This is a genomic window from Bradyrhizobium elkanii USDA 76, from assembly GCF_023278185.1.
In the GTDB taxonomy this organism is placed as follows: Bacteria; Pseudomonadota; Alphaproteobacteria; order Rhizobiales; family Xanthobacteraceae; genus Bradyrhizobium; species Bradyrhizobium elkanii.
In genome coordinates this window covers 2,636,079-2,661,639 of sequence record NZ_CP066356.1, presented here as the reverse complement: position 1 = coordinate 2,661,639, position 25,561 = coordinate 2,636,079, and the positions used below count along the sequence as shown (strand labels likewise).

Here is a 25,561-nt window from a genome sequence, read left to right as displayed (position 1 = left end):
CGGCTGAGGCTTTGCCCCTGGGCGTCGGTGCCTGTACGGAGCACTCATGTGCAAGCAGTGCGACGAGCTCCAGATGCAGATCGACATGTTTCGACGCGCACTCGGTCAGCGTTTTGACCCGCTCACCACCGACCGCCTCAAGGTTGGCCTTGCTGAGATAGAAGCGAAGAAGGCTGCGCTGCATCCGGAGACGACGGGCGTCGATTGGGAAAATCATAGAGCACCTTGAATCTGACATTGAGCTTCGTTCGAAATGCTTGCTTCGCTGTGCTCCAGAGGTGGCGACGCAGCCAACCCGGTACAAGGCTTTCACGGTGGGCAAGACAACGGGATGAATTCATTACTGTGCGATCAGGACTACATGACGCAGCGTTTGTTCCAGGTCTTCGCTGCGCACTGACTTTAGCATCGCTACCGGCACACGGCGTTTTAGTGCTCGCTATTGGCCAGCCACAGGCGTACGGTGGTACGCATCACCGTATCATCAACGGCATCGACCGGTGACTGAGGGTCACGTGCGCTCCCGCCAATGAACTAGCAGGAGCGTTCGATGTCGCGTTTTCGTGCCTCGGAGTGGATCGTCCCGCCCGTGATCGTGCCGCTGTTTCTTCTGCTTCTCGTATGTGCGGCGGCCATCCTCAACGGCTAGCACGGTTCTGTTGGTCTGCTCGGTCACAGGGAGAACCTATCACGTAGACGCCACTTTCGGCGCGGCGCGGAAAAGCGGTCATGATGCGCCTTGCTCGAACTCGGCACGAGGGCAACATGGGCGTCCGCATCGTTATGTCGCCCGCAACGCATATTCCAGCCGAGACTGGAAGAACTCAGACCCCAATTGGAGATAGACATCATGGCCAAGGGACAGCAACGCGGCAATCGCGAAGCCAAGAAACCGAAGAAGGAAAAGGCAAAGGTGATCGCAGCGGCGCCGAGCCGCAAAGAGGCCGCCTGGCAGCCGGACTTCGGTCCTGCAAAGAAGAAGTAAGCAGAGGTTGAAGCTTTAGCTCTATGACTTCCAACATCCCGAGCGAATGGCGCTGGAATCAGTTCGTCGATTCCCTTTATCGATCCCGGATAGTCATTTTCGTCATCACGAGCGGCACAACGCCGCCAGGCGTTGAAGCGATCGCTGAAGGCACTGAGCTTCTCCTTGATGAATATCGACGGCCGCACTGAGGACGACAGGCGCTCGCGCCTTCTAGCCGGAGACTCTCCATGTGCGAGAAGTGCATCGAACTCGACAGGAGAATTGAGCATTACCAAAAGCTCTCAGGCTACGTAACCGACCAAACCGCGCAAGAGGGACTCCGATTTCTTATTGCAAAGTACTGCGCGGACAAGAAAGCAATCCATCCGGAGCAGGGATAAGGCCGGCTTCAACTGCCGACGAGGCCGTGTCCTCCGCGCTGCATAATTTTGCGACCGAAGGCTGACGGCCGAGCGATCGAAGAGCATCCGGCCGCCTCCCACGATGCCGTCTTCGCCGCGGCGGAAGCCCGAAAAGCGGAGGCCACAGCGGTGGCGCAAAACGCTCGGCGTTCGTTCGCCATTGAGGGCTCGAAATCGTGGTTTGGCGTACAAAATCGTGCAAATGGCGGAGAGAGTGGAAGTCGAACCTACGAGCCAGGCCGTTCAGCGGTCGGGATCGAAAGCCAGGCCAACCGCACCAGTTTCGCACCAGAAACGATCCCTCCAAGAGCGATAAACGCGGTCAAACATCACGAAAAATGCTGAAAAATCAACGACCGCATCCCTTGTCCCGCCGCTCATAACGGTCTGGTTGCAGGTTCGAGTCCTGCCGGGCCCACCAAAGGAAATCAAATACTTATAGGTCATTGTCCTCAGTGCTAAAGCCTACCCCGAAACTGCAACGGTCTGCTCACACGTTGAATTGAGGGAATCCGTTGTGCGTGTCACGCGACCGAAAGAATCAATCTTTGCGTCTAAGCGAGCGCATCACTTCGCCCGTGATCCCGGACATTCGAGCAGCGCACCGTTGAGTCAGGTACGGACCAAGAACGGGAAGTCGCTCAGGCTGCAATGAAGCTAAGCGACCGCTCGATTAGCCAGAAGCCTGCGATCATGCCGATCCCGTAGGTGACGACCTGTCGGGCCCTGAGGAGGATTGGTTCACCATGCGGGATTCGCTGAACGATGTGGGCTCCGCCCAGTAGCGCGGCAATGAAGATGAGTTGTCCGCATTCGACACCGACGTTGAAGGCGAACAGGGCCAGGGGCACGTCCTGTTGAGGCAGACCGGTGTCCAGTAATGCGCCAGCGAAGCCGAGCCCATGCAGGAGTCCGAAGGGGAAGACGACCGCCCACGGGTAGCGGACAGTGATCCCGATTTCACCTCGAGACATTTTGACCACCTCGGTGGCGACGATCATGATGCTCAGCGCAATCATGGCCTCGATCGGCGGCCGCGGCAGGTTCACGACGCCCAGCGACGCCAGCGCCAGCGTGATGGAGTGCGCAACGGTGAACGCAGTAATCGTGCCAATCAGACGGCGCAAGCCGGGTACGATCATCATTATCCCAAACAGGAACAGCAGATGGTCGTAGCCGGTCAAGATATGCTCGATACCCATTCCGACATAAGTCATTGCGATGGTCAGAGCAGTTTGGCGCGGCTCAAGCTGGAAGGCGGGCCGCGCTGGCGTGAGGCGCACGACCTGGCTGCCTCCGCCGCTCCACTCGATGCGGACGAGGGCATCCGTCAACGTGGATTGCAGGCCGGAGATTGCGATGGTTTTGCCAGCGAGCAAGCCAGGGTGGCTAACTTGCCAGCGGGTGACAAATGAATTGTTGGCAAAGGTCGAGCGTGGTTCAGTCACCACGACGGTGTCGTCAGGCAGTTCGACATCAAGCGCTAATCGAAGTTGATCGCCGAGAGCCGGCACTTTCCAGAGAATGTCAAAGACGTCATTCCCGCTCTGTCTGATTTCGAGATATGCAGGGCGCAGCTCGTGCGCGCTGCCCGAAAGGCACATCCAGCCAAGCAGGATAGCGATGGCGCAAACCAGACGCATCATGGTTACTGTCTACGTGACGGCTCGGAAGCCTGTTCAATGACGATGCGATAGCGGCCGCGAAGCCGGGCGAACGCCTCCGCATTGGCCTTGATACGTTCGCGTTCATTCCATTCGCGCAGGAGTTTTTCTCTCGCTTCGTTGAGCGAAGGAAGCCGCGCTTGATCCCGGCCTGTCAGTCGGATGAAATGGAGCCCGTAGGAGGACTGAATCGGCCCCTCCCAGGAGCCCAGCGGGATTTGGGCAAGTTGTTCCGGAAAATCCTCACCGAACAAACGGCTCAGCTCATTGGCCGGCACATCGGCAAACGATTGGCCGAGCAGGAAACGGTCGCCGAACTGGGATGGATCGAGGCCCTCATCAGGTTCCTTGAGCGCTTTCCGCAGAGTGCTCTGCTGGTCTGCCAGATCGTCGCGATGACGGCCGGGATCCAGAAAGACATGCGAGAAAGAATAGCGGCCGTCGGTTCTGAACCGCTCGGGTTCGCTCTGCAGCAGTCGGTTCAGCTCGTCATCGGTTGGTGCGCGCTGTGTCGCGACGTTTTCGGCCAGGAATTCGAGTTTTTGGCGAAGTCGTCTCCGGATTACGGGGTCGTCGTTGTCGAGTCCCATCGCCTTGGCTTCGCGATAGAGGACTTCCTCGTGGACATAGTCATTGACCAGCTCGTTGAGTTCGTCCGGATTCGGCTCGCGGCGCCAGCTGCGGCTGAACATACTTGCCAGATGTGTGATACGGCTCCGCGAGACGATGATGTCCTGGACGGGCGCACTCCCACTCCGGGTCACGCCGGCATGAACGGCGAACAGGATTGTGCCGAGAATGACGAAGTGAAGCAGGGGTTCGCGAAGAATCCGCCGCATGACTGAACTCTCGCGCTATTTCTTCGGCGTGTACCAAATCGGGGATGTATACGCCCGCTCCGTCACGGTCATGGTCGTCCCCGGCAGCGGGGTGACGCTGAACCGCTTCGCGTCATAGGCCGTCCACCGCGGAGTTGGAATCTCGATGACCCGACCGTAATAGAAGGCTCGCAGCGCCGGATCGAACTCAGGGTCCTTCCAGACCGTAATCAACTCTGGCGCCCCGATCGTGTTGGTCCAAGTAGCGTTGGCAAGATCGACCGTGCTGCCCACCGAAGGCAACTTGCCGATCTTAGCGTCGGGCTTGCGGTCGCCCGCCCAAGTGACGTCATACACCTTCTCTTGAGCATTGCCGTCCTTGTCGAGCCATCCCTTGACGATCTGGTAGCGGTCCAGATTGGCGCCGATCGGATCCTTCAGCGCCGCGACAAGGAACGTCGGGGCCTTGCCTTGCGGCGCGGCAGCGAGGTCGCCGCCCATCGGCACCCCCTTGGTGTAGCCGATATTGGCCGGCAGGCGATTGTCGGCATCACCCGGCGCGAAATCCCAGCCGCCGAAAAAGCGAACGATCATACGCGAGCCAGTGGTCGCGTATGTCTCCTTGCGCTCCATCGCGTCCCACAATGAAGCCCGCGTATTCTCCTTGGCCCAGACCGCCGCGTAGCCGGAGGCCGACACCTCCCAGTCCATGACGTTTATGCCGGTCTCCTTGTTGTCAATGAAGGTCGACAGCATCCGCTTGGGGCTCGGCTCTTGGGGTGCAGTCTTGCCGAAGAAGTTCTCTTCCTCGATCGCGACGAGGCCCGTGTGAGCATCGGTGCTTCCGACCATTCCAAACTTGTACGGATTGACGCCCAGTGACTGCTCCAGTTTGAGGCCGTTCTTGAGAGCCGACCGGGCATATTCAAACTCGAGCATTTCCTTCTTCTTGGCGACGCTCCCGTCAAGGTTGCCCTTGTCCCATCGTTCAAAATTCGCGAATTCGTCGTTCGGCGACAGGAAGGGGTGCGTTTCGCTATCACCTTTGGTCTGAGTGGTCTCGTAGAGTCGCTCCCACTTCGCGCGGGTCTCGGCATAGTCTCGGTCAACCTTCTTGCCGAATGTCTCGACGGTTGGGAACATCAGACCGTTGCTGAGATTGCCGTTATGGCTGATGGCGAGCACACTGCCACCAGTCTTCTTCTCGTAGTTGTCCATCCACTTCCAGAGCTCGGCGGGATTGTCGCTGCCGAACGGAGGCGTCACCGTGAACGGATCGACCTGACTCGCCTTGTCACCATTGTCACGGAAGATGACGTTGCGGTGCAGGTTGTTTCCGCCGGTGTTGGAGGTCCACTCGTAACCGATGAAAGCCGTGAAGCGCCCAGGATCATTGTACTGTTCTGCCGCGGCGATATTGTCGAGCCAGGTATTGTGATAGGCCCGGGTACCCGGGAAATAGATGAGGTCCTTTGGAAAAGTTCCGTGAGAGAAGGCGATAATGATCTCGATGGCCGCCTCGTCGCCCTTGCCAGACTGGATCATGTCGTACCAGCGTCGCCCAGTCGGATCGGCCAGGATTTCCGGTTTGCCCGCCATCATGTCAGTGAAGAAACCCATGTTGTCGGAATGGTCGGCGACGACGAGAAAATCGAGCGGACGCGATAGCTTCACGGGTTGTCCGCTATTGGATGTGATTTGTTCGCCCCGTGCAAAGCGGTAGGCATCCCGCGGCTTCAGGCGAGCGCCGAATGCACCGGCATCAAAGGATATCGCCGTGTGCAGATGGGTATCCCCGAAGAACGGTCGAGTAGGGAAATCGCGATCAGCGTAAGGGGAGTAGTTGGCAGGCTTCTTGAAGACTGCTTCCGCTTTGTCCTTGGTGAGAGAACCCGTATCGTCCGCGGTCGCAGGCAAGATCGTCCCTAGCATCAGGGTCGACACCAATGCGTACATCACGCTTCGAGACGTCATGACAATCTCCCCCTCAATCCCCATGCAGATTCAGTAATCTTGGCGATCAATCAACAACCATATGATTGAGAGCGTCCAAAACCCTTGATCCAGCTCAAAGCGTAGGTCTGCTTCCGGCCATTGCCGACATGGCGTCTAGGGACGGCATAATGGACCTTGGCCCAACAGCGCGCTTTGCGCGCTCGGGGAGCCATGCGAGATCTATGCTGATCCGCCGCCCACCAGAAATCCCACAGAAACCCCGTGAACGAACGTGCATGAAAACGAACAAATGAGCACGAAAATCGTTGAAAACGTTCAGATTTGCCGGATGCGCGCTGCGCTCATAACGGTCTGGTTGCAGGTTCGAGTCCTGCCGGGCCCACCAAGAGGATCAATATCTTACTGAGTTCTCGTTGCTCCTAGGGCCACTGCCGCACCAGATACGTGCAATTTTCGTTCGTGAGCAGGCTCGCACACCATGATCATTTGACGGCGTCAGACAGATAGCTGATTTGGCACTCGAGATTTCCACATGCCGCTCACTTCGAGACAATTGCAGTGACGTTTTCGCCCGACGGATAGTCCGTTTGGGCCATGATCCTTTGGCCACGGAGGGTGCAGACTTCGAGCCGTCAGGATTTTGCATCACCTTCCTGGGCCTGGAGCCAATGGCCGCCCGCACGCATTTTAAGCGGGCCCCGCTGTGCTGACGAACCAACGGCCCGTTGCAGCATCCCGCTCCCGCGCACGGAGGGCCGGGCCGTCATGGACAGACAGCCGATACCCATCGGTGAACAAATCATCACCATCGTCTTGCTGGTGATCTTCGCGCTCGTGATTTGGTACGGCGCCATGATCTGAGACTCGGGCGCATTTTTATTCACGGGGTTCGCATTCGCGCCCGGCCGGCCGTATCGAACAGCGCTTCATTCAAAGGTGCCTTGGTGACCATGGGTATATTGCACCGGCTTTCCCACTTCGAAGTCACCACGGTTGTGCCCCGACCTTTCCATCTCGGCACTGAGGCCGAGACACCGCCCTGTTCGGTCCCAGCCGATTAGGACGGGATTCCGGATCTGGAAGTCTGGAATCGCCGCTCACGAGGCTAACCACCTGCCTTCCAGCAGTTCGGCGCGCTGCTGTCTCTGTGCCTCGCGTTCGGCTTCGGAACCAAAAATGCCCTGCCCGGCTAGCCACCGCAACAAAAACACCAAGGCGGGCAATGGCGCCATTCAGACGGCTTATCCAATGCACATCATTGAATTCGCTCAAGATATCCCTCCTGCCGGGATCGCCGCGTCATTTCCCGCTGCAGTGTTTTCAATGTGTTAAGCCTCAATTTGGCTCGCTGGGTGAGAAGATGAGCCAACAGCGGAAGGACTTTCAGCTCGGGGATATTCGGTAGGAAGGCCCAGCTTGTGCAGAACGAGCAGCCTCATGAAGACTGGACCAAAGCAAAGCGTCGAAAGCTGAGAGAGCCAGTGAGCCGTCCGTTGCCGCGCATTCGCGCCGCCTCATGCGCACGGCTCGGCCAGCCCTTCATGTGCACGTCAACATGAAAACACCGAGCCTCCTCAAGCACCACATCCGCTCGGCGCGTGAGTGGCAAGTCATCGCCTGTGGTCGCGCTCTTTCCGGATCACGGACGGACCCAAGGTTTGACGATCATTGTGAGCCACCCCACAGCTCGCATGCCACCAAAGTGATAAAAGGCATTTTAGACATAAAGGCATAGTGTCGAGCAATTGGACAAGACCGCTGACGGTCTCCCGGCGGTCCGCGAGCCGCTTGGTTTGTTGATTTTCTCTCCAAGACAGGGTTCCATTCCGGCTCCATTGAGCCGAGGTCGTGCAATGCCTGCCGGAGCTGTCGCAAGGGAGCAAGCCGCCCACACGCCAAAATGGGTGAATGCACGCCTCCAGTCTCAGGACTGGTCAAACAACCCTCGCGCGGAAGCCCGGACCGCGGCAGTACTGCTTATCGACATTGCTGGCTTCACGGCGAAGACCGACCGCGCTGCCGGCGACGGCGCCGAAAGCCTTACCTACTTCATCAACGATTGCTTTGCGATACTGGCCGACGTGATCGATTCAGAGGGAGGCGACATCGTCGCTTTCGCCGGCGACGCCATTCTCGCGATTTGGGTCGATCCGGACGCTGCAGTCGCTACCGCGCAGGCCGTACGCTGCGGCCTTGCGCTGCGACAGGCCATGACCGCCGGGCCGGGCCGAGAAGCGATCAATGCGCGTACGGCAGTAGAAACCGGCGAAGTGTTCTTCTGCAGGCTCGGCGGTTGGCAGGACAAATGGCACTATGTTGCAGCCGGTGCCCCCTTCTACAGCATCGGCCTCGCTTATCAGAAGGCCGAGATCGGCGACATCGCGTTGTGTGCAAACGCCGCGCGGCTGTTGGCGGGCTCGGGCTCGTGCGAACTCGAACCCATGCCCTATGGGGCGCGGCTCCTTGGAATGAACTCGCCTAGTGCCATGGCACCGATAAACGGCACTATCTTCGGAAGCCACACGGACAAGGCCGACGCCAGCGACTGGGTCGGCGAGTTTCGCACGCTCACAGTGGCGCGGGTCGGCCTTCCCGATTTCATTTTCGATGATGATTTCTTGACGAGACTGCAGGCCTTCGTCGTTGACGTCCAGCAAATCGCCGAACGGCTCGAGGGAACCGTTCATCAGGTCCTGATGGACGACAAGGGCCTGACTCTCACGCTCGTCTTCGGATTGGCTCCGCTTGCCCACGAAGACGATCCCTTCAGAGCCGTCGAGGCGTGTCTGCGCCTCCGTCGCCAGCTGGAAGCGAAGGCCATTCCTATTTCTGTCGGCATGGCGACGGGCCGCCTGTTCTGCAGCAATTATGGCGGCCTCCATCAAAGGACGTTCGGGATTTTTGGGCAGGCGATCAATGTGGCCGCGCATTTCGCCGAGGCCGCACAGGGCGACATCGTCTGCGACGCCACGACGGCCCAGGCCGTCGGGCGCAGGATCGTGTTCAACCTGCTGCCACATCTCCAGGTCAAGGGGACGGGCGCATCGATGTTGGCGTTCAGCCCGGCGGCAGTGTCCGACGATTTCCATGCTCCGCCCCGGCGCACCATCATTGACCGCGTCAGCGAAGCCGCGATGCTCAGGAGCTGCCTCGACGGTCTGAAGACGGGAACCGGTAAGCTCGTCCTCATTGCAGGTGAAGCCGGCATCGGAAAATCGCGCCTGCTCGAAGACTTCATCGGATCGGCGCAGGCCGACAATCACGCCGTCCTGATCGCAAATGCCACGGCCATCGAAAGATCGACGCCCTATTTCGTGTGGCGCGCCGTGTTGCGGCAGATCTTGCAGTTTGAAGGACCGGGCGACGGACTGCGGGTCCGACGCGAATTGTCGGAAGCGCTGCTCGAAAACGAGCCGCTGCTGAATTGGCTTCCGCTGCTCGAAGAAGTCATTCCACTGGGATTTTCCGAATTCGCCTTCACCGAACAGATCGTCGGCTCGGCTCGCGCGAGCGCGATCGAAGAACTCGTGATCTTCATCCTACGCCGATCGAGCGTTCGCATCCTCCTGATGGAGGACGTCCACTGGTTCGACGGCCCCTCGATCGAACTGCTCGGCGCCGTCGCGCGCCGGCTTTCTGACTTCCTGATCGTGGTTACCCAGCGGACCCAGACGACTACGATCGCAGAGCAGCGCCTTGCCGTCGAACTCGCCTCGTCGCTGCAGCTGCGGCTCGACCGGCTGTCGCGCGACGACGTGCGGCTGCTGGTGAAGCGGCGCCTGAGATCGTCCGAGGTTCCGCCGGAATTGGTGCGATATGTCTACGGTCATGCCAGCGGAAATCCGTTCTTCAGCGAGGAGCTCGCGCTCGCGCTCAGGGATACCGGAAAGATTTGGAGTTGTCCGCTGCCACCAAGGCGGAATGCATCCGCCGACTGATCGACTCCGACTTCCTGCAACTCGATCGCGAGACGAATCCACTGTCCTTTGTGTTTAGGCACTCCATAACGATGGAGGTTGCCTATCATGTCTTGTCTGTTGCGCAGCGAAGGACCCTCCATCGGCGGATTGCCGGCTTCATCGAGCAGCATCACGCCGAGGAGCTGCAACCGAATTATGCGCGCCTGGCAAGGCATCTCGAGCTTGGCGGTGAGCCGTTGCGGGCGATCACTTACCTCGAGCTTGCGGCGCAACAGTCGCGCAACAACTCGGCAAATCGCGAAGCGATCCGTTACGTGGAGAAGCTATTCGATCTCACGCAGCGCGAAGCGATCCAGATCGGAAGCAGCCGCAAGGCGGCTTGGGAGGTCATCCTCGGCGATGCCTGTCACGAATTGTCGGACTACGAGAGCTCGGCCAACCACTACCAACGCGCGATGGAGTTGCTTGGTCATCGTCTTCCGGCGAGCAAGACCGAACGAATCGGCGCGCTTGTTCGCAACGCCGCAACCCAGTTGAGGTTACGATTTACCTCGTCGAAACAAGTGGACCTGGCTGAGCAGGACAGGTCCGACATGCAGCGCGTCGCTCATATGCACGAATTTCTGTCGGAGCAGTATTTTTACCAGAACGACTCGCTGGCCGTGCTCAACGGAACCCTGGCCTCGTTGAACCTAGCCGAAAAATGCGGCGCGACCCCAGAGACGATTCGAGGATACAGCGCGCTGGCCCTCGGAATGGGGATGTCCGGCATGGTGGGGATCGGCCGCACCTACGGAGCGCGCGCGATCCAATTGGCGGAAGATTACGGCTCGCTGCCAGAGATCGCGCGGGTCCGACTCGTTCTCGGCGTTCTCTCTTATGGCCTCGCCGAATGGGACAATGCCGAGGCGCATGGCGAACATGCAAGACGTTGTTACGAGCGCTTGGGAGACCGAAAGCGTGCGCAGAACAGCGAGACGATGTTGATCTTCATCGCGCTGTTGCGGGGATATATTTCGCTCGCCGACGAGCGGCTTGCCAGGCTGTTCGCGGAACTCTCCGACGATTCCCCGCCGCAGATCCGCGCTTGGAGTCTTTCCTTGCGGGCATTGATCGACATCACCCGGGGCGGGGCCGATAACGGATGCCTCGACAAACTGAAAGCGCTGGCGGGTCAGCGGTTGATCCGCACGGAACAATTGCTTTGCACGGGCGTGGCCGCTGCCGGCTATCTCGAGCGCGGCGAGGTCGCAGTCGCCCTTGAGCTTGCGGAACGGGGACTTCCGATCTTGCGCGAATGCGGCGTTGTGTGGGGCGGATATGCCTTCGGACCGGCAGGAATCGCCGATGTCTTACTGAGCCATTGGGAGCCAGCTTCCGGCTCGGTCTCTCCGAACATTCAAAGCCAGGCGAAGCTGGCGTGCCGGGAGCTTTCCCGGCTCGCTCGAACATCGCCGATCTGCCGTCTCTACAGTCTGTTAATGAACGGCCGATTGCGCTTCCTGACCGGTCAACCGGCGCGGGCGCTCGAGAATTGGAAGCGCGCCGCCAAAATGGCCGAGCTGCTGCAAACCCCCCGCGAGCAGGCGCAGGCGATCTATCGAACCGGCCTTGCGATCAGCGCGAGCGATCCTGAGCGTGAGTCTCGCCTGCGGCAGGCGGCTGACATCTTTGAACGCCTCGGCGCCGCCAAGGAACTCGCCGAACTGAAACGTGTCCATCCATCGCTGTCGTCGCAATGGAGACAGACTTGAGTCAACGCCGCATCATCATCGTGGGCGGCGGAATGGCGGGACTTTCCGCCGCCTATCAGCTCAGCCTTACCCCGGAATTGCGCAAGCAGTATCACGTCACGGTCTACCAGCTGGGATGGCGGCTCGGAGGCAAGTGCGCCAGCGGGCGCGATGCGCAGGGCCGCAACATCGAGCATGGCCTGCATATCTGGTTCGGCCACTACCTGAACGCTTTCCAGATGTTGGCTGAGGTTTACCGAAACTTGCCGCGGAAGGGAGCGAAAGTCGATTTGAACACCTTGATTCTCCCACAGGCTTACACGCCGATCGGCGATCCCGATGGGGCCAAGCCGACCGTGTATGACGTCAACTTCCCGACATCGAAGAAAGTCGGTATACCCGGCAGAGAACCGGCTGACCTCAGCATCGCCAATTGTCTGTCGCACGCGATAGGGCTGTTGATCGACTTCCACGACTATGCGCTCGGGTCAGACTCGCCGATCGTCAAGCTCGACGAAGTTTCGATCGAAACGATAAAAATGCGCGACGACCCGCGGTTTCCTCCCTCAAGACTGCTCGGTGTGGTGACGGCAAGGACCTGTCTGGAGATTGCCTCGGCATGGCTGTTGCATCTCGACGAAGACATGATCTCGTTTGGCCCCGCGGACATGGAATTAGTCCGCCGGGTGCTTCAGGGCGCTGCTGGCGCCAGTTGTCATATGACCTTTGCGAATACCGCAGCCGGTCACTTGTTCGACCAGGCCTTGCGACTAGCGTGGCCGCTGGTGGACGGCATTTTCGACGACATCGTGATTGAGCAACGATCCATCCAGCAGATGGACGGCGAGGACTTTCGCCGCTGGTTGGTTCGTCATGGCGCCGAGCCCTTACTGGTCAAGCAGTCGCCAATGGTGAGAGCGCTCTACGACACAATGTTTCAGTATCCGGACGGAGACATCGCCAACGCGAGCTACGGCGCAGGAACCGCGGTGCAGGTCCTGCTTCGAGCACTCGGAACCTATCAGGGAGCCGTGGCGTGGGAGCTGCAGGCCGGTGCAGGCGAAGTGATCGTCGCTCCCCTGTTCGAGATACTCAAGCAGCGAGACGTCGAGTTTCGGTTCTTTCACAAACTGACCGATATCAGGGTCTCGTCGGACGGGCGATCTGTCGATTCACTGCACTTTGACGTGCAGGCGATACCGAAGTCCGGCTATGAATGGACCGTGCCGATTGGCGATGGACTGTCCGGCTGGAGCAGCCAACCCGACTGGCTTCACCTCGACGTGCCCCCGAACGGCTGCGTTGATTTTGAATCGTTCTGGTGCAACGAGCGGGTCGGCACCGACGTAAAGACACGAGTCGACGATTTCGACGATGTCGTCCTGGCGATACCGCTCGGCGCTTTCAAGAAGTTCACGGGTAACAAAAGTGTCGAGCGACCGCCCGGACCGGGCCTATCTAGCATTGAAGCAAAGCACGAGCCGTTCGACGACCTTTACAACCACAGCACCGGCTTCTGGAATATGGCGGCAAAGCTTCGCCTGGTGCCCAGCATCGCAGTTCAGCTCTGGAGCACGCGCTCGCTTGCCGACCTCGGCTGGTCCGGACAAAAGCCCGCGCTGGTGTCAGGCCCCAATCCTCTCGACATCTGGGCGGACATGTTCCAGCTCCTGCGGTATGAGCGCCGCGACCCTCCCTACTCGCTTCACTACCTCTGTGACGTCTTCCCTTCGAAATTGTACGCAGCGCCGCAGACAAGCCGGCATGCCCAGGAGGTGGCAAATCTGCTCGCCTATCTCAAGACGTTGGATTGGCTCGAGCACAAGGCCAAATTCATCTGGCCGAAGGTGATGACGAATGGTGCGTTTGACTGGACCGTGCTTTACGACGATCAGGATCGCCACGGCTATCGCCGGATCAGGGCTCAGCACGTCAAAGCCAATGTCAGTCCCTGGGATTGCTGTGTCGCGACGGCGGCCGGCACCAGCGCCTGGCGCCTGAAGACCGACGAGTCCGGCTTCAAGCACCTGTACCTCGCCGGAACCTGGATCGACACCGGCTTCAACACCGAATGCGTTGAAACAGCCGTGATCTCGGGAATGCAGGCGGCGCGCGCGATCACCGGCGCAGAGCTCGAAATTCCCGGCGAGCGTTTTCTTCACGCGACCCGACAATATCTGTCTCTCTGTGATGTTATGCGCAGCTGCGCGACCGCTCCCGCTGAATGAGGATTGGCTGCATGGCGCGCAGAAAGATTGCAATCCTGGGAGGCGGTGTCGCGGCGCTCAGCGCGGCGTTCGAGCTGACGGAGCAGGATCCCCTGCATCAACTGTTCGACATCACCGTCTACACGATCGGCTGGCGGCTTGGCGGCAAGGGAGCGGTCGGCCGCGACAAGGAAAAAGGGTATCGCGCCGAGGAACACGGACTTCATGTCTGGACCGGCTTTTACGATAACGCATTCGAACTGGTCGACCGGCTTTATGCCGCGATGAACGATCTCGATCTCAGCCCGCCGTTCGGATCACGCGAGAACGCCTTCGAGGGCCTCGATCGATCCGTGCTCATGGAGCCGTTCAATTCCGGTTGGGCTTCATGGACTATCGACATTCCACCCCATGAAGGAATTCCGGGCACACCGCGTCCCGCATTCTCGCTCGTCGATTTTCTGCGCTCACTGCTCGAATGCTCGGTGCAGCAGAGCCAGTCGATCGCTGGCTTCACGGACCAATGGCCGGAGGGGACCCAGCACTCCGCTGTGGCGGCCGGAGCAACCGACGGTCCTTTCAGAACGGCGCGGGCGAAGGTCGATATCCTGCCGCAGAATCCCAGGGCGGTCAGCCCAAGTGACGCCGCCGAACTACAGACGATACTAAGGCATGCGCGGACTCAGCTCTGCGGCAAGCCGGCGTCGGCCGCCATGTCTCGCGACCCGCGCGAGGTCGTGGCGGAGGTCGCGCTGACGATCGCGATCGGCATGTTGAGCGACGGCGTGCTGTGGCAGGGCTTCGACTGCATCGACCATCAGGAGTGGACCGATTGGATGAGGTCGAACGGCTGCTCGGATTCGGCGCTGGATTCCGCCATCGTCCGTGGCTGCTATGATTATGTGTTCGGGTTCTTCGGTAGCCACACGGATGAACGCGGGAATGTCATTCCCTGCAGGAATGTGGCGGCTGGCACCGGCACCCGCATCCTATTGAAGCTGCTCTTCACATATCGCGGGTCGTTCTTCTACCTTCTCAAGGCGACCATGGGCGAGCTGCTGTTCGCTCCGCTCTACCAGGTTCTCACGAAACGCCACGTCAAGTTCGAATTCTTTACCAAGGTCGAGCACATCGGACTGTCTCAAGACAAAGCTTCGATCGAATTCATCGACACCACCGTTCAGGCGACCACCCACTCCGGCAATTCTTACGATCCGCTGATCTGGATCGGCGCAGATGGCACAATCCCGAGCTGGCCTTCCCATCCAGACTACCGTCAGCTGGTCCAAGGGCAGGATCTGCGAGACCAAAGAATAGACCTGGAATCGGCGTGGACGAAGTGGCCCGGCGTCGACCCTCCCCGGAAGCTGCTGCGAGGGAGGGACTTCGACGATGTCGTGCTCGGCATCGGCATCGGCGCATTCCGCACGATATGCAAGGACCTGATCTGCCACATGCCCGGCTGGCGAGAGATGGTCGATGCCATCAAGACGACGGCGACGGTAGCCTTTCAAGCATGGACAAACGTCGGCATGCGAGAGCTCGGTTGCAAGCAGGATCGAACGGCCCTTTCGGGATTCGTATTGCCGCTCGATACCTGGGCCGACCTGAGCCTGATGTTGCCGCTGGAAAAATGGCCTCAACCGCCTCCCAAGGGGTTGGCATATTTCGTCGGCTCCCTGGTCGACGATCCCGCGGATCCGCCGCCCCCGTTCTGCGAACACAGCTATCCGGCCAGGATGCTCGCGCGGCAGAGGCGAAGGATGCTGCACTGGGTCGAGAACAACCTTCACTTCTTGTGGCCCGGAATTGAAGGCCCCGGCCATGCCATTCGTTGGGAGCGATTCTTCGACTATCGTGCTTATTGCCCCCCGACTCGAAGGCGGTTCTTCGCGCAATATCCGCGGGTGAACATCAATCCCTCGGACCGATATGTGCTATCAGTTCCCGGCAGCGTGTTCAAACGCATGGAGGCCGGCAATTCGGGGGTCGATAATCTCTTTCTCGCCGGCGACTGGGTTCGTACCGGTATTAATGCGGGTTGTATTGAAGCATCGGTCATGGCGGGCCGCTCTGCGGCAGCCGCAATTGCAGGAGTAGATATTGCCATGCCAAACGCCAACGACTTCGACGACGTTTCGCTACCAACCGCCTTATTGCCGGCATTGGACCTGCTGCGCAAGCTTGCCACAAACGCCGTCGCCGGCACCGGCGAAATCGAGGCGTTCTGCGTCGTCCAACAACGGTCGCGCTCCGAACTCGAGAAAATGCTACCCGATGGGCTGACACTCCTCGAACCTCCAGCGCCCCACAGCACGATCAAGACAGCGCATTACGGCGCGTCGCCCGATGCAGAGGGCAACACGGAAGAGACACCGGAGCATATCCCCGAGCCACCGCATCATGTCGTCCTGATCTTTGCCCGGCAACGCAACGTGCGTCCGGGACCACTACCCTTCGGCGGCGCGCACTACCTGGAAATAGCCCAGCTGATTCCCGACGTTATCCATAAGAACGCACCTTCATTGCAGAACGTCCTGTTCAGCTACATGCCGCATTTGTTCGTGAGCTCGCTGGCAGCCACGTTGATCGGCCAGAATCTTTACGGCTTCAACAAACAGGTCGCACGAATCCAGGATGACAATGACTCCTTCTCCATGCGAAGCTCATCCGGCACCATAAGAACCTGGTTCGAGCGCGACGGCGTGCCCGGTGGCATCGACAGCTATCTCGTCATCAAGCAAATCCGCGACAAACTGGATCAGCCTCTGGTCGGCGTCCAGCCGGATGGCAATTTCATCTACTCGATGCTGAAATACGGTCTTGGCGGTGCGGTCGTTCAACCCATCAAAGGCAAGATCGCGCTATCCTCGCCTTTCGCCCATAAGGCAGAGGAGATCGAACTCGCACCGATCTCAAAGCCGCCGCAAAAGGACGACGCTTGGGGATTCCGGTTCATCGCGCCTTGGACGCTCAGCCTGCCCTTCAACTTTCCGGCCGGGCGGCCGAGTTCGAGCGCAAGAAATCTGGCGAGGGCCACCGGCGAGTACAGCACGACATTGCTGGGCCGTATCTTGGTACGACGCTGACGGCCTGGAAGCCTGGCGCCACTAATTCGCTCAATGGTCGCCAAGACACCGCGCTCGTACGAAGCTCTTAGGATGACGACCGCCATCAAAACGGCGAGAGTCGACCAGCTTTGGTCGTGGCTGTACCTGCCGCTCGTACTCGAACGAGGTCTCTCCCGACCTCAGCACCTTCCGGACCGTGTTCCGCGACACCTTCAGGTCGCGGACGATCTCCTTGATCGTCTTGCCCTTGATGAAGTGCTCACGCCGTATCCGCGCAATCGTCTCCACGACCAGCATCCCCGACCACCTGCTTCATTCCAAAGCAGGCAGCGCAACAGCCCGACCTTAGGGAGGCTGCTTCGGAGCAGGGCAGCGCAGGATGATGCCGCACGACACGTGATCGCGCGAGCCGTTACCATTTCAATAGGCGCGCGCGAAGTCGCCCTCCTGTTTGATATCGGTGAATACAGGAAAGCGCGCCTTCCACGGCGTGCCCTTGGCCGTCGTCAGCTTGTTGAGCCGCTCAAGCACGCCGAGGCCATCCTTGCGCAGGCTCGCCGAAACCGCCGTAAGGTCCGGGAAATTCTTCAGGACGGCATCGAGCCAGATGGTGCGGCCCGCGAGGAAACCGCCCGCGCCCGCGGCATAGGCGAAGTCGAGGACGCGCTCGAATTTTTCCGGCGCGGCGCCGCCCGACAACAAGACCCAGGGAATGCTCCGCTCACGGCAGATATCGCCGATCGCATCGAATTCCTTCTGCGCGGCCCGGGCTTCGGTGCTGCCGTCACGGGCCGGCAGGCTGTTGGCCGCGAGAGGGCTCTCAAGCTTCAGCAGATCGACGCCGTATTCGGGCTTGGCAAACTCGCGCACGCTGTCGATGACGAGGCCCGGGAGCTTGCCAGGCGATTCCACATAATCGGCGGTGTGATTGGCGCTACCAAGGAACGGATAGACCAGCAGTTCAAGAACATAGGGAACGTCGTGGCGGGCGCACTCCTCGCCAATCTCGCGCACGAAGCGCTTCTGATGCTGGTTGACCGCGGCGTCCGCATCCGGCCGATACCAGGCCAGCACCTTGACGGCGTCGCCGCCCATGGCGCGAATCTTCTCCACACTCCAGTTGGCGATCGCGCGCGACTTGCGACCGCCCGCGGTCTCCTCGACGCGATGCTCCTCCAGCGTCATGATCAGGCCGCAGCGCGGCGGCAACAGATCGATCGCGGCGGGCACGGCAAAATTCGGGTCGAACAGCATCGAACTGCAATGCGGCGCGAGGTTTTCCACGAGGAGCCGCTTGGCCGCAGTGACGTCGGAATATTCGACCTGATCCCGCGTGATGCCCTTCGCCTTCGCAATGGCATCGAACAGCGGCGGCCGCTGATCCAGCGCGACCATGCGAAAGTGGCCTTCCGCGTCAGCAAGGCGTCCCAGCCCGCGGTTCTTTCCAATCGTCCTCATGGCTTCGTCCTCATGAATGCAAGACAGTCGTTGATGGTGGGGATTCCGTTGCGGCCACCGGCGTGGCGACATTTCATCGCGGCCGTGGCTGCAGAAAACGCCATGGCGTTGCGCACATCGAGGCCGACGCCGATCGCAAGGGCATAAGCGCCGTGGAAGACGTCGCCGGCACCGGTGGTATCGACGACATCGACGGCATAGGCGGCGCGCCGGTGCAGCTGGCCATTCTCGTACCAACTGACGCCACCCTCGCCGCGCGTGACGGCGATGACGCTGCAGCGGAAGCGCGCCAGTGCTGCGAGAGATTCGTCTTTGGCAGATCCGGCGAACGAAGCGAGCGCGGGCTCGGAGAAGATCGCGTGGTCGGTCAGCGGCAGCAGTCTCTCGAATACCTCGGCATCAGCCATGTCGCCGTCGAGCACCGTCGGTATGCCGCGCGCACGCGCCTCGCGAAACAGCGTCGCGGCGCCCTCCACCCAGCGCGGATCGGCCAGCACCGAGGATGCGCGAGCGACGGCTTCAAGCGGAAGCCAATCGGCCGCTTCCGGAAAGAGACCACGGAAGTTCACGATCTGCCGCTCGCCCGAACTGTCGACAATGATCCCTGAGACCGAAGAACGGCCATCGGGAAACAGCCGAAAATTCTCGACCTCGACACCTTCGGCAGCAAAAGCCGACCGCATCTCGTGCCCGGCGGCATCGTCCCCTGCCCGCCCCCAGAACGCGACGGAGGCACCGAGCCGTGCGACCGCGACCGCGGCATTGGCGGCCATTCCGCCGCCAAGGGTACCGTAGTCGATGGCCTTTATCTTCTCGCTGTTGCCCGCAAAGAGCCGATCGACGCGCCAGACCTGATCGAGCGCGGATAGCCCAAGGCAGATTACCTGGACACACCTGGCTCCGGACGCCACATCCGCGAGCGCCGAAAGATCTTCGATATTCGCCGATGCGCTCACCGCAAGACCTGCCCGTTCGCTGCATCGAACAAATGCGTCTTGCCCGGCTGCGGCCGAAGGCTGAGGCGATCGCCGAGCTTGGGCCGCAACGACGGATCGACCCTTGCAATCGCGGAGACGCCGGCGAGATCGAAATGAATCAGGGTGTCCGAGCCGAGCGGCTCGACGAGCTTGACGTTGATCGCAACGCTATCGGCCGTATCAGTGGCCGCGACGAAATGCTCGGGACGAACGCCGAGGATCGCGCTGCCGGCCCGGCGCAGGTGGCTTGCGGTCTCGCCGTCCAGCGGCACCGCGGTTGCGCCTTGCGAAAGGATCGCGCGCTCCTCACGCCATTCGACCGGGAAGAAGTTCATGGCGGGCGAGCCGATGAAGCCAGCAACGAACTGGTTGGCCGGCCGCTCGTAGACCGTCTCCGGCGTGTCGTATTGCTGGATCGTCCCGCCCTGGAGCACCACGATCCGGTCGGCCATCGTCATGGCCTCGATCTGGTCATGGGTCACGAAGACCATGGTGGTCTTGAGCTCCTGCGATAGCGCCTTGATCTCGGCCCGCACCTGCCCGCGCAGTTTTGCGTCGAGGTTGGACAACGGCTCGTCGAACAGAAACGCCTTGGGATTGCGCACAATCGCACGGCCCATGGCGACGCGCTGGCGCTGTCCGCCGGAGAGCTCCTTCGGCTTGCGACCGAGATAGGGCTCGATGTGCAGGAGCGCGGCGGCACGCTTCACGCGCGCATCGATCTCCGCCTTCGGCGTTCCCCGCAACTCCAATGCGAACGACATGTTGTCGTAGACGCGCATGTGCGGATAGAGCGCGTAGTCCTGGAACACCATCGCGATGTCGCGCTGTGCCGCTTGCACGCCGTTGACGCGCTTGTCGCCGATGTAGAGGTCCCCGGACGTGATCGGCTCGAGACCCGCGATGATTCGTAGCAGTGTCGACTTGCCACATCCGGATGGCCCCACAAAGACGACGAATTCATGGTCCGCGATCTCCAGATTGAGATCGGGGATCACGGTGAAACTGCCGTAGCGCTTGACGAGGTTGCGAATCGAGATCGAGGCCATGATCGCTTAATCCAGCGCCAGTACCGGCTTGATCAGCTCGCCCCTGGCAAAGCGGGCGAAATTCTGAGGCAGGGCCGACAGGCCGAACTCGCCGTCGACGAGGACGCGGTATTCGTCCTTGAACTTGCGCAGCAGCTCGATGTTCGGCTCGAAATCCGAGACCGGGAAGTAGAAGGTCCGGATCATGTAGAAGTCCTTGCGGCGGAACACTTTGCCTTCCTCGATGGTCCAGGGCGCGGCGTTCTCGCCGACCAGCACCAGCGCACCGCGCGGCAGGACAAGCTCGATGCCGAGATTGCGCGCCGCATGCGCACCGGAGCATTCCATGATGAGAGCGAAACGCTGCGATGTGTCGCCGACGGGATGCGCCTTCGCTCCGAAGGATTGCGCGATCGTCAACCGCGTCGCATTGGGGTCGGCGACGTGGATGTCGTTGTAGCCGAGCGCGCGGAGCGCCAGCACGACGCCGAGACCCACTGGCCCGGCGCCCATGACAAGAACAGGTCCGGCCTCACCCGGCGGCACCACGCGGCTGACGAAGCGGACGGCGTGGCCCGACGTGCCGATGGTGTCGAGCAGCAGCGGCGCGAGGCTGTCCTCGATATCGTCAGGCACCGGCAGCAAACAGTTTTCCGGCACCGGAACATATTCGGCATAGCCGCCCGGCCGGTTCCAGCCGATCAGGCTCGAGACCTCCAGGCACATCTGGGTGTCGCCGCGCTTGCAGGCGGCGCAGTGGCCGCAATGCAAGGGAATATAGACGGCACAGCGCCGACCATGCAGCCGGTGACCGGGCTGCTCGACGACGCCAAAGATTTCGTGTCCGGCAGTGAACTCTGCGCCCTTGTGCCAGAGCTTGAAGTCCGAACCACACAGCGCGGTGCGCGAAACGCGCACGAGCACTTCACCCGTGCCGACGTCGGGCATTGCCACGCGCTCGATGGTGATGCGGTCGTTGCCGTGGAAGACCGCGGCCTGCATGATCGAATTCGGACGGGGTGACACGTTCATCAGATACTAACCTTTCACCGCGCCGAGCGTCAGTCCGGACACCAGCCAGCGCTGCACCAGAGCCGCCAACACCAGCGGCGGCAGCGCGATCAGCGTCGCCGCGGCCATGAGGGCGCCCCATTGCGTCGAGCCTTCGCCGATGAAGTTGAAGGCCGCCGCGATCAGCGTCTTGGTGTCGCCGTTGGAGAGCACCAGCGCAAACAGGAAGTAGTTCCACGAGAAGACGAAGGCGAGGATCGCCGAGACGGCGACGCCGGACGCCACCAGCGGCAGCGCGATGCGCCAGAGGATGCGCGTGACGCTGCACCCGTCGACCTGCGCCGCCTCGAAGACGCTGCGCGGGATGCCGTCGAAGGATGGCAGCAGCACCCAAATCACGATCGGCAGCGTGATGACTGCGTGGCTCAGGATCAGCGCGGTGTAGGAGCCGATCATGCCGATTTGCCGGAACATGACGTACCACGGCAGCAGGAACAGCGTGCCCGGCGCCATGCGCGCGGCGAGCGTCAGGATCGCCGGCCACGAGATCCGTGTCCAGGACACGGCGAAAGCAGCCGGGATGCCGAACAGCAGGCCGAGCGCTGTCGAGCCGACGGTGACGATGAGGCTGTTGAGCGCATAGCTGAGGAACGGCGTGGTCTTCGTCAGCTCGACATAATTGTCGAGCGTGGGCGTGAAGATCAGCGTCGGCGGATAGGCCGTCACCTCGAACGACGGCTTGAACGAGGACAGCACCATCCAGACGGTCGGGGCCATGATGAGCACGCCGGCCACCACGAGCTGCGCGGTGTTGAGCCAGCGGATCCAGCGGTCGGTGTTGGCGGCATCCGTCATGACATCACCACGCCACGGCGCCGCGCAGGCGGTTGAAGGCGAGCACGGCGCCGAACACGATCGCCGTCAGCGTCAGCATCAGGGCGCTGGCATAGCCGATGTTGAAGAACTCGAAACCCACCCGGAAGCCGTAGATGTTGAGCGTGTTCGAGGCGTTGGCGGGGCCGCCCTGGGTCGTGATGTAGATGATGTCGAAGAAACGCAGGAGATCGACGCTGCGCAGGATGGCCGCGGTGACGATGGTCGGCAGGAGCAGCGGCAGAGTGATGCGCTGGAAGGTCTTGAACGGCGAAGCCCCGTCGATCTGCGCGGCCTCGTAGACGCTCGGCGGCAGGGATTGCAGGCCGCCCAGCACGATCAAGGCGACGTATGGCGTCCACTGCCAGCTGTCGATCAGAGCGACGGTCGGAATGACCCAGGTCGGCGACGCCAGCCAGTCCGACGGCGGCAGGCCGAACGACTGGAGGATGTAATTGGTCGCCCCCAGCGAGGGATCGAGGATCACCAGCCACATCATGCCCGCCACCACCGGCGGCATCATGAACGGTGAGATGAACAGCGAACGCACGATTCCCGGCAGGCGCTTGGCGTGAAACAACACCAGAGCCAGCCACACGCCGAAGACGAGCTGGAGCACCAACGACAGCACATAGAGCGCTATGGTGACCCACAGCCCGTGCCAAAACTCGTAATCGGAGATCAGCTTTGAGTAATTGGCGAGACCCGCGAAGGACTGCTTGCCGGTCGAGGAGAAATTCTGGAAGCCGAGCCAGATCGTATAGACGACCGGAAACGCGATCATCGCGACCGTGAAGATCACCGCCGGCGCCGAGAGCGCCGACATCTCCAGCCTCTGCCGATCCTGCGTGAGTGTCGCAGCCGTATCCGACATGCGTCCATGTCCTTGATCGAATGAGATGCCGACCGGCGCGAAGCCGGCCTCGGACCTTTACTTCTGCGCGATCAGCGCATCGAGCGCCTTGTCTGCGTCGGCACAGGCCTGATCGACGCTCTTCTGCTTCAGGATCAGATCTTGTACCGCCTGACCGATGAATTCGCGCGATTCCGGATTGGCAATGATGGGATAGCCGACTTCCGATGAACCCTTGGTCGCGAGCACGTCGAGTGCGCCCTGCCATTCCTTGCGCACCGGCTCCTCGTCGATCCACTTGCGATACTCGGGATCCTTGGCAACCGACGGCCGCGGCGGGGCAATGCCCTGGAGCGCCATTTTCTTCTGCACCCCGGGGCTGGTCGCCCACTGCACGAAGTACCAGGCCGCGTCCGGCTGCTTGCTGTGCGAGGACACCGCCATGCCCCAGCCGATCGTGGTCGGCACCTGGCCGGCCTCGCCTGCCGGGAACGGCAACAGGCCGGTGTCTTTGAGCCGCGCGCCGCCCTCCATCACAGTGCGCAACTCATTCGAGGATTCGAACGCCATCGCGGCGCGGCCGCTGCGGTAGAGCGCCGAAATCTGCTGGAAGCTGTAGTTGACCACACCCGGCGGACCGAAGTCGCGCAGCAGCCGGCTGTAGGTGTCGAGTGCTTCCTTGCCCTTGGCCGAGCAGAGGTTCGACTTGCCGCCTGCGATGTAGCTGCCTCCGATGTTGTGCAGCATGTTGCTGAAGGTGTAGGTGACCGCGGGCTTGAGGCCACGCGAGACGAAGGGCGTGACGGCGCTGTCGCAGGTCTTGATCTTCTCGGCGGCCGCCTCGACATCCTTGATGGTCTTTGGCGCCTCAATGCCGCACTTCTTGAAGATGTCGGTGCGGTAATAGAAGATCGGACCTTCGATGTTCATCGGCATGCTGGTCAGCTTGCCGCCGAAGGTCGCGGCCTTGAGCAGGGCCTGGCTCAAGCCGGCCGGGTCGTATTCCTTGGCCACCTCGTTCTTGGCCATCGCAGTGAGATCGCCGTACCAGCCGGCCGCGGCGAACTGCTCGCCCTCGCGCGAAGGCAGCGTCATGAACACGTCAACCTCGTCGCTGTTCGCATTCATGACGGTGACCAGACGCTGGCGCATCTGCTGTTCCTGATAGCCGTCGACCTTCAGGGTCATGCCGGTCAGCTTCTCGAAATCGGCCTTGTAGGTCAGCAGCGCCTGCGCGACCGGATTGTTGTTGGCGAGAAAGGTGACGGTCCTGCCCTTGAACTTCATCCAGTCGAAATCGGCCGCATGAGCCTGCGCGCTGACGGCGACAATCGCGAGAGCGGGCAACGCGACGTGCGTCGCGAGCATCCTGGCCTTCATCGAACTCTCCTCCCGGCTGGCCGCCTTAAGCTGGCGGGCCATTTGAACGCGGCTTGAAAACGGTTACAATTTAGACCTGACATCGGTCGTGTCAAGCAATGGACAAACTGCATATTCTGCGGCAAATTTACAAGATTACCGCTACCATGCGGTTTGCCTCATCGAATGTAACGTTACTTTGATGCGATTGACCAACGCCAAATCCCTGAAACAGGGCATCCGCGCCGTCGCAGCCCGCGCCGGCGTCTCCACGGCCTCGGTGTCGCGCGCACTCAACAATCCCGATGCGGTAAGCCCTTCCTTGCGGGCGCGCATCGAACAGGCCATCGACGCGCTCGGCTACATCCCGCATGCGCCGGCGCGCATCCTGTCGTCACGGCGCTCGCGCACGCTCGGCGCGATCGTTCCGACAATCGACAATACGATGTTCGCGCGCGGCATCGCCTCGCTCCAGCAGTACCTCTCCTCGGTCGGATACATGCTGTTTCTCACCACGAGCGGTTACGATCTCGACGTCGAATTGCAGCAAGCGCGCAATTTGATCAGCCGCGGCGTCGATGGACTTGTGCTGCGCGGCGATTGCCATCACGACGGACTGCGCAAGTTGCTTGCGGACAATGCGGTTCCCTTCATCAATGTCGGCATCTACCAGCCTGATCGACCCCACCCTTGCGTCGGAACTAACAACGAAGCGGCCGCCCATCGCGCCGCCGCGCACGTCATCGAACTTGGCCACCGCCGCATCGGGATCGTCTCGGCGCTCCAGCGCAACAACGACCGCGCCAGCGCTCGCGTCGCCGGCTTTCGTCGCGCCCTCACCGAGAACGGCCTGGAGCTTCCTCCACAATGGCATGTCGAGGTACCCTACACGCTGGACGACGCGCGCGAAGCGGCCCGCTATCTCCTCAACCTGAAGGATCGTCCGACCGCCGTCGTCTGCGGCAACGATGTGATCGCCTACGGCGTGTTGCTCGAGGCGGAGCGCGACGGATTTTCGGTGCCGCGCGACCTGTCGGTGGTCGGCTTCGACGATCTCGACTGGAGCCGCCATTTGCGGCCGAGCCTGACCACGATCCACGTACCGACCGGAGAAACCTGGCAGCGCGCCGGGGAATATCTGGTGCGCAGCCTCGCCGGCGAGCAGACCATCATGCATCGCGAGATCGACTTCTCCCTGGTGGTCCGTGAATCGACGGCTCCCCCTCTCAAATCCTGAAGCGAGA

Annotated in this window: 19 protein-coding genes and 1 pseudogene; 8 read left to right on the top strand and 12 right to left on the bottom strand. The window is 61.0% G+C overall.

The genetic code is table 11. The annotated features are described in order from the left end of the window. The first annotated feature begins 73 nt into the window (after window positions 1-73). The 3 genes from JEY66_RS12715 to JEY66_RS12710 all read left to right on the top strand — a co-directional run bounded on the left by JEY66_RS12715 (window position 74) and on the right by JEY66_RS12710 (window position 1,176). A complete protein-coding gene (locus JEY66_RS12715) occupies window positions 74-229 on the top strand; it encodes a hypothetical protein (RefSeq protein WP_157183476.1) in 156 nt (51 codons plus the stop codon). Window positions 230-850: 621 nt separating this feature from the next. Next, entirely contained in the window at window positions 851-985 is a 135-nt protein-coding gene (locus JEY66_RS45110) for a hypothetical protein (protein ID WP_016841200.1), read from the top strand. Between the two features lie 23 nt (window positions 986-1,008). Beyond that, a complete protein-coding gene (locus tag JEY66_RS12710; RefSeq protein ID WP_157183477.1) occupies window positions 1,009-1,176 on the top strand; it encodes a hypothetical protein in 168 nt (55 codons plus the stop codon). A gap of 456 nt (window positions 1,177-1,632) precedes the next feature. Here the strand turns inward: JEY66_RS12710 and JEY66_RS12705 are convergent, their stop codons facing one another. The 4 genes from JEY66_RS12705 to JEY66_RS12690 form a co-directional block, all read right to left on the bottom strand. Further along, window positions 1,633-1,836: a hypothetical protein gene (locus JEY66_RS12705; protein WP_141381976.1), complete on the bottom strand. Its 204-nt coding sequence runs from the start codon at window positions 1,834-1,836 to the stop codon at window positions 1,633-1,635. Between the two features lie 194 nt (window positions 1,837-2,030). Then, window positions 2,031-3,035 carry a HupE/UreJ family protein gene (locus tag JEY66_RS12700; protein ID WP_016844827.1) on the bottom strand — a complete coding sequence of 335 codons (1,005 nt, stop codon included), beginning with the start codon at window positions 3,033-3,035 and terminating at the stop codon, window positions 2,031-2,033. A gap of 2 nt (window positions 3,036-3,037) precedes the next feature. Next, the gene (locus JEY66_RS12695) at window positions 3,038-3,892 is read right to left on the bottom strand and encodes a peptidyl-prolyl cis-trans isomerase (protein WP_018273186.1); all 855 of its coding nucleotides are present in this window, start codon (window positions 3,890-3,892) and stop codon (window positions 3,038-3,040) included. Between the two features lie 15 nt (window positions 3,893-3,907). Next, window positions 3,908-5,845 carry a DUF3604 domain-containing protein gene (locus JEY66_RS12690; protein WP_041482687.1) on the bottom strand — a complete coding sequence of 646 codons (1,938 nt, stop codon included), beginning with the start codon at window positions 5,843-5,845 and terminating at the stop codon, window positions 3,908-3,910. Window positions 5,846-7,680: 1,835 nt separating this feature from the next. On the opposite strand from JEY66_RS12690, the gene JEY66_RS12685 reads away from it, so the two are divergent. Genes JEY66_RS12685 through JEY66_RS12670 form a run of 4 tightly spaced genes read left to right on the top strand, consistent with a single transcriptional unit; the run spans window position 7,681 to window position 16,776 of the window. Continuing rightward, window positions 7,681-9,765 (top strand): AAA family ATPase, encoded by a 2,085-nt coding sequence (locus JEY66_RS12685; protein ID WP_026193189.1) that lies wholly within the window; start codon window positions 7,681-7,683, stop codon window positions 9,763-9,765. Then, entirely contained in the window at window positions 9,726-11,501 is a 1,776-nt protein-coding gene (locus JEY66_RS12680; RefSeq protein WP_020493782.1) for an ATP-binding protein, read from the top strand. The genes JEY66_RS12685 and JEY66_RS12680 overlap by 40 nt, the downstream gene beginning before the upstream one ends. Continuing rightward, window positions 11,498-13,708 (top strand): NAD(P)-binding protein, encoded by a 2,211-nt coding sequence (locus tag JEY66_RS12675; protein ID WP_170198518.1) that lies wholly within the window; start codon window positions 11,498-11,500, stop codon window positions 13,706-13,708. Before JEY66_RS12680 ends, JEY66_RS12675 begins: the two co-directional genes overlap by 4 nt. Before the next feature lie 11 nt (window positions 13,709-13,719). Further along, a complete protein-coding gene (locus JEY66_RS12670) occupies window positions 13,720-16,776 on the top strand; it encodes an NAD(P)-binding protein (protein WP_026193191.1) in 3,057 nt (1,018 codons plus the stop codon). A gap of 105 nt (window positions 16,777-16,881) precedes the next feature. Here JEY66_RS12670 and JEY66_RS12665 read toward each other — a convergent pair. The 8 genes and pseudogenes from JEY66_RS12665 to JEY66_RS12630 all read right to left on the bottom strand — a co-directional run. Beyond that, a pseudogene (locus JEY66_RS12665) lies at window positions 16,882-17,055 on the bottom strand (IS21 family transposase); the annotation flags it as partial. Between the two features lie 123 nt (window positions 17,056-17,178). Further along, window positions 17,179-18,216 carry a tagatose 1,6-diphosphate aldolase gene (locus JEY66_RS12660; RefSeq protein WP_016848480.1) on the bottom strand — a complete coding sequence of 346 codons (1,038 nt, stop codon included), beginning with the start codon at window positions 18,214-18,216 and terminating at the stop codon, window positions 17,179-17,181. Further along, complete coding sequence (locus JEY66_RS12655) at window positions 18,213-19,172, bottom strand: sugar kinase (RefSeq protein ID WP_018273190.1); 960 nt, start codon at window positions 19,170-19,172, stop codon at window positions 18,213-18,215. The genes JEY66_RS12660 and JEY66_RS12655 overlap by 4 nt, the downstream gene beginning before the upstream one ends. After that, entirely contained in the window at window positions 19,169-20,242 is a 1,074-nt protein-coding gene (locus JEY66_RS12650; protein ID WP_018273191.1) for an ABC transporter ATP-binding protein, read from the bottom strand. Before JEY66_RS12650 ends, JEY66_RS12655 begins: the two co-directional genes overlap by 4 nt. Before the next feature lie 6 nt (window positions 20,243-20,248). Beyond that, window positions 20,249-21,253 carry a zinc-dependent alcohol dehydrogenase family protein gene (locus JEY66_RS12645; RefSeq protein ID WP_026193193.1) on the bottom strand — a complete coding sequence of 335 codons (1,005 nt, stop codon included), beginning with the start codon at window positions 21,251-21,253 and terminating at the stop codon, window positions 20,249-20,251. Between the two features lie 6 nt (window positions 21,254-21,259). Next, window positions 21,260-22,087, bottom strand: a complete 828-nt coding sequence (locus JEY66_RS12640) for a carbohydrate ABC transporter permease (protein ID WP_018273193.1) — start codon at window positions 22,085-22,087, stop codon at window positions 21,260-21,262. 4 nt (window positions 22,088-22,091) lie between these two features. Further along, window positions 22,092-22,979: a carbohydrate ABC transporter permease gene (locus tag JEY66_RS12635; protein ID WP_018273194.1), complete on the bottom strand. Its 888-nt coding sequence runs from the start codon at window positions 22,977-22,979 to the stop codon at window positions 22,092-22,094. 57 nt (window positions 22,980-23,036) lie between these two features. After that, window positions 23,037-24,338, bottom strand: a complete 1,302-nt coding sequence (locus JEY66_RS12630) for an ABC transporter substrate-binding protein (protein ID WP_026193195.1) — start codon at window positions 24,336-24,338, stop codon at window positions 23,037-23,039. 181 nt (window positions 24,339-24,519) lie between these two features. Between JEY66_RS12630 and JEY66_RS12625 the strand changes: the two genes are divergently transcribed. After that, window positions 24,520-25,554, top strand: coding sequence for a LacI family DNA-binding transcriptional regulator (locus tag JEY66_RS12625; RefSeq protein ID WP_018273196.1), 1,035 nt, complete (start codon window positions 24,520-24,522; stop codon window positions 25,552-25,554). Window positions 25,555-25,561: the final 7 nt, after the last annotated feature.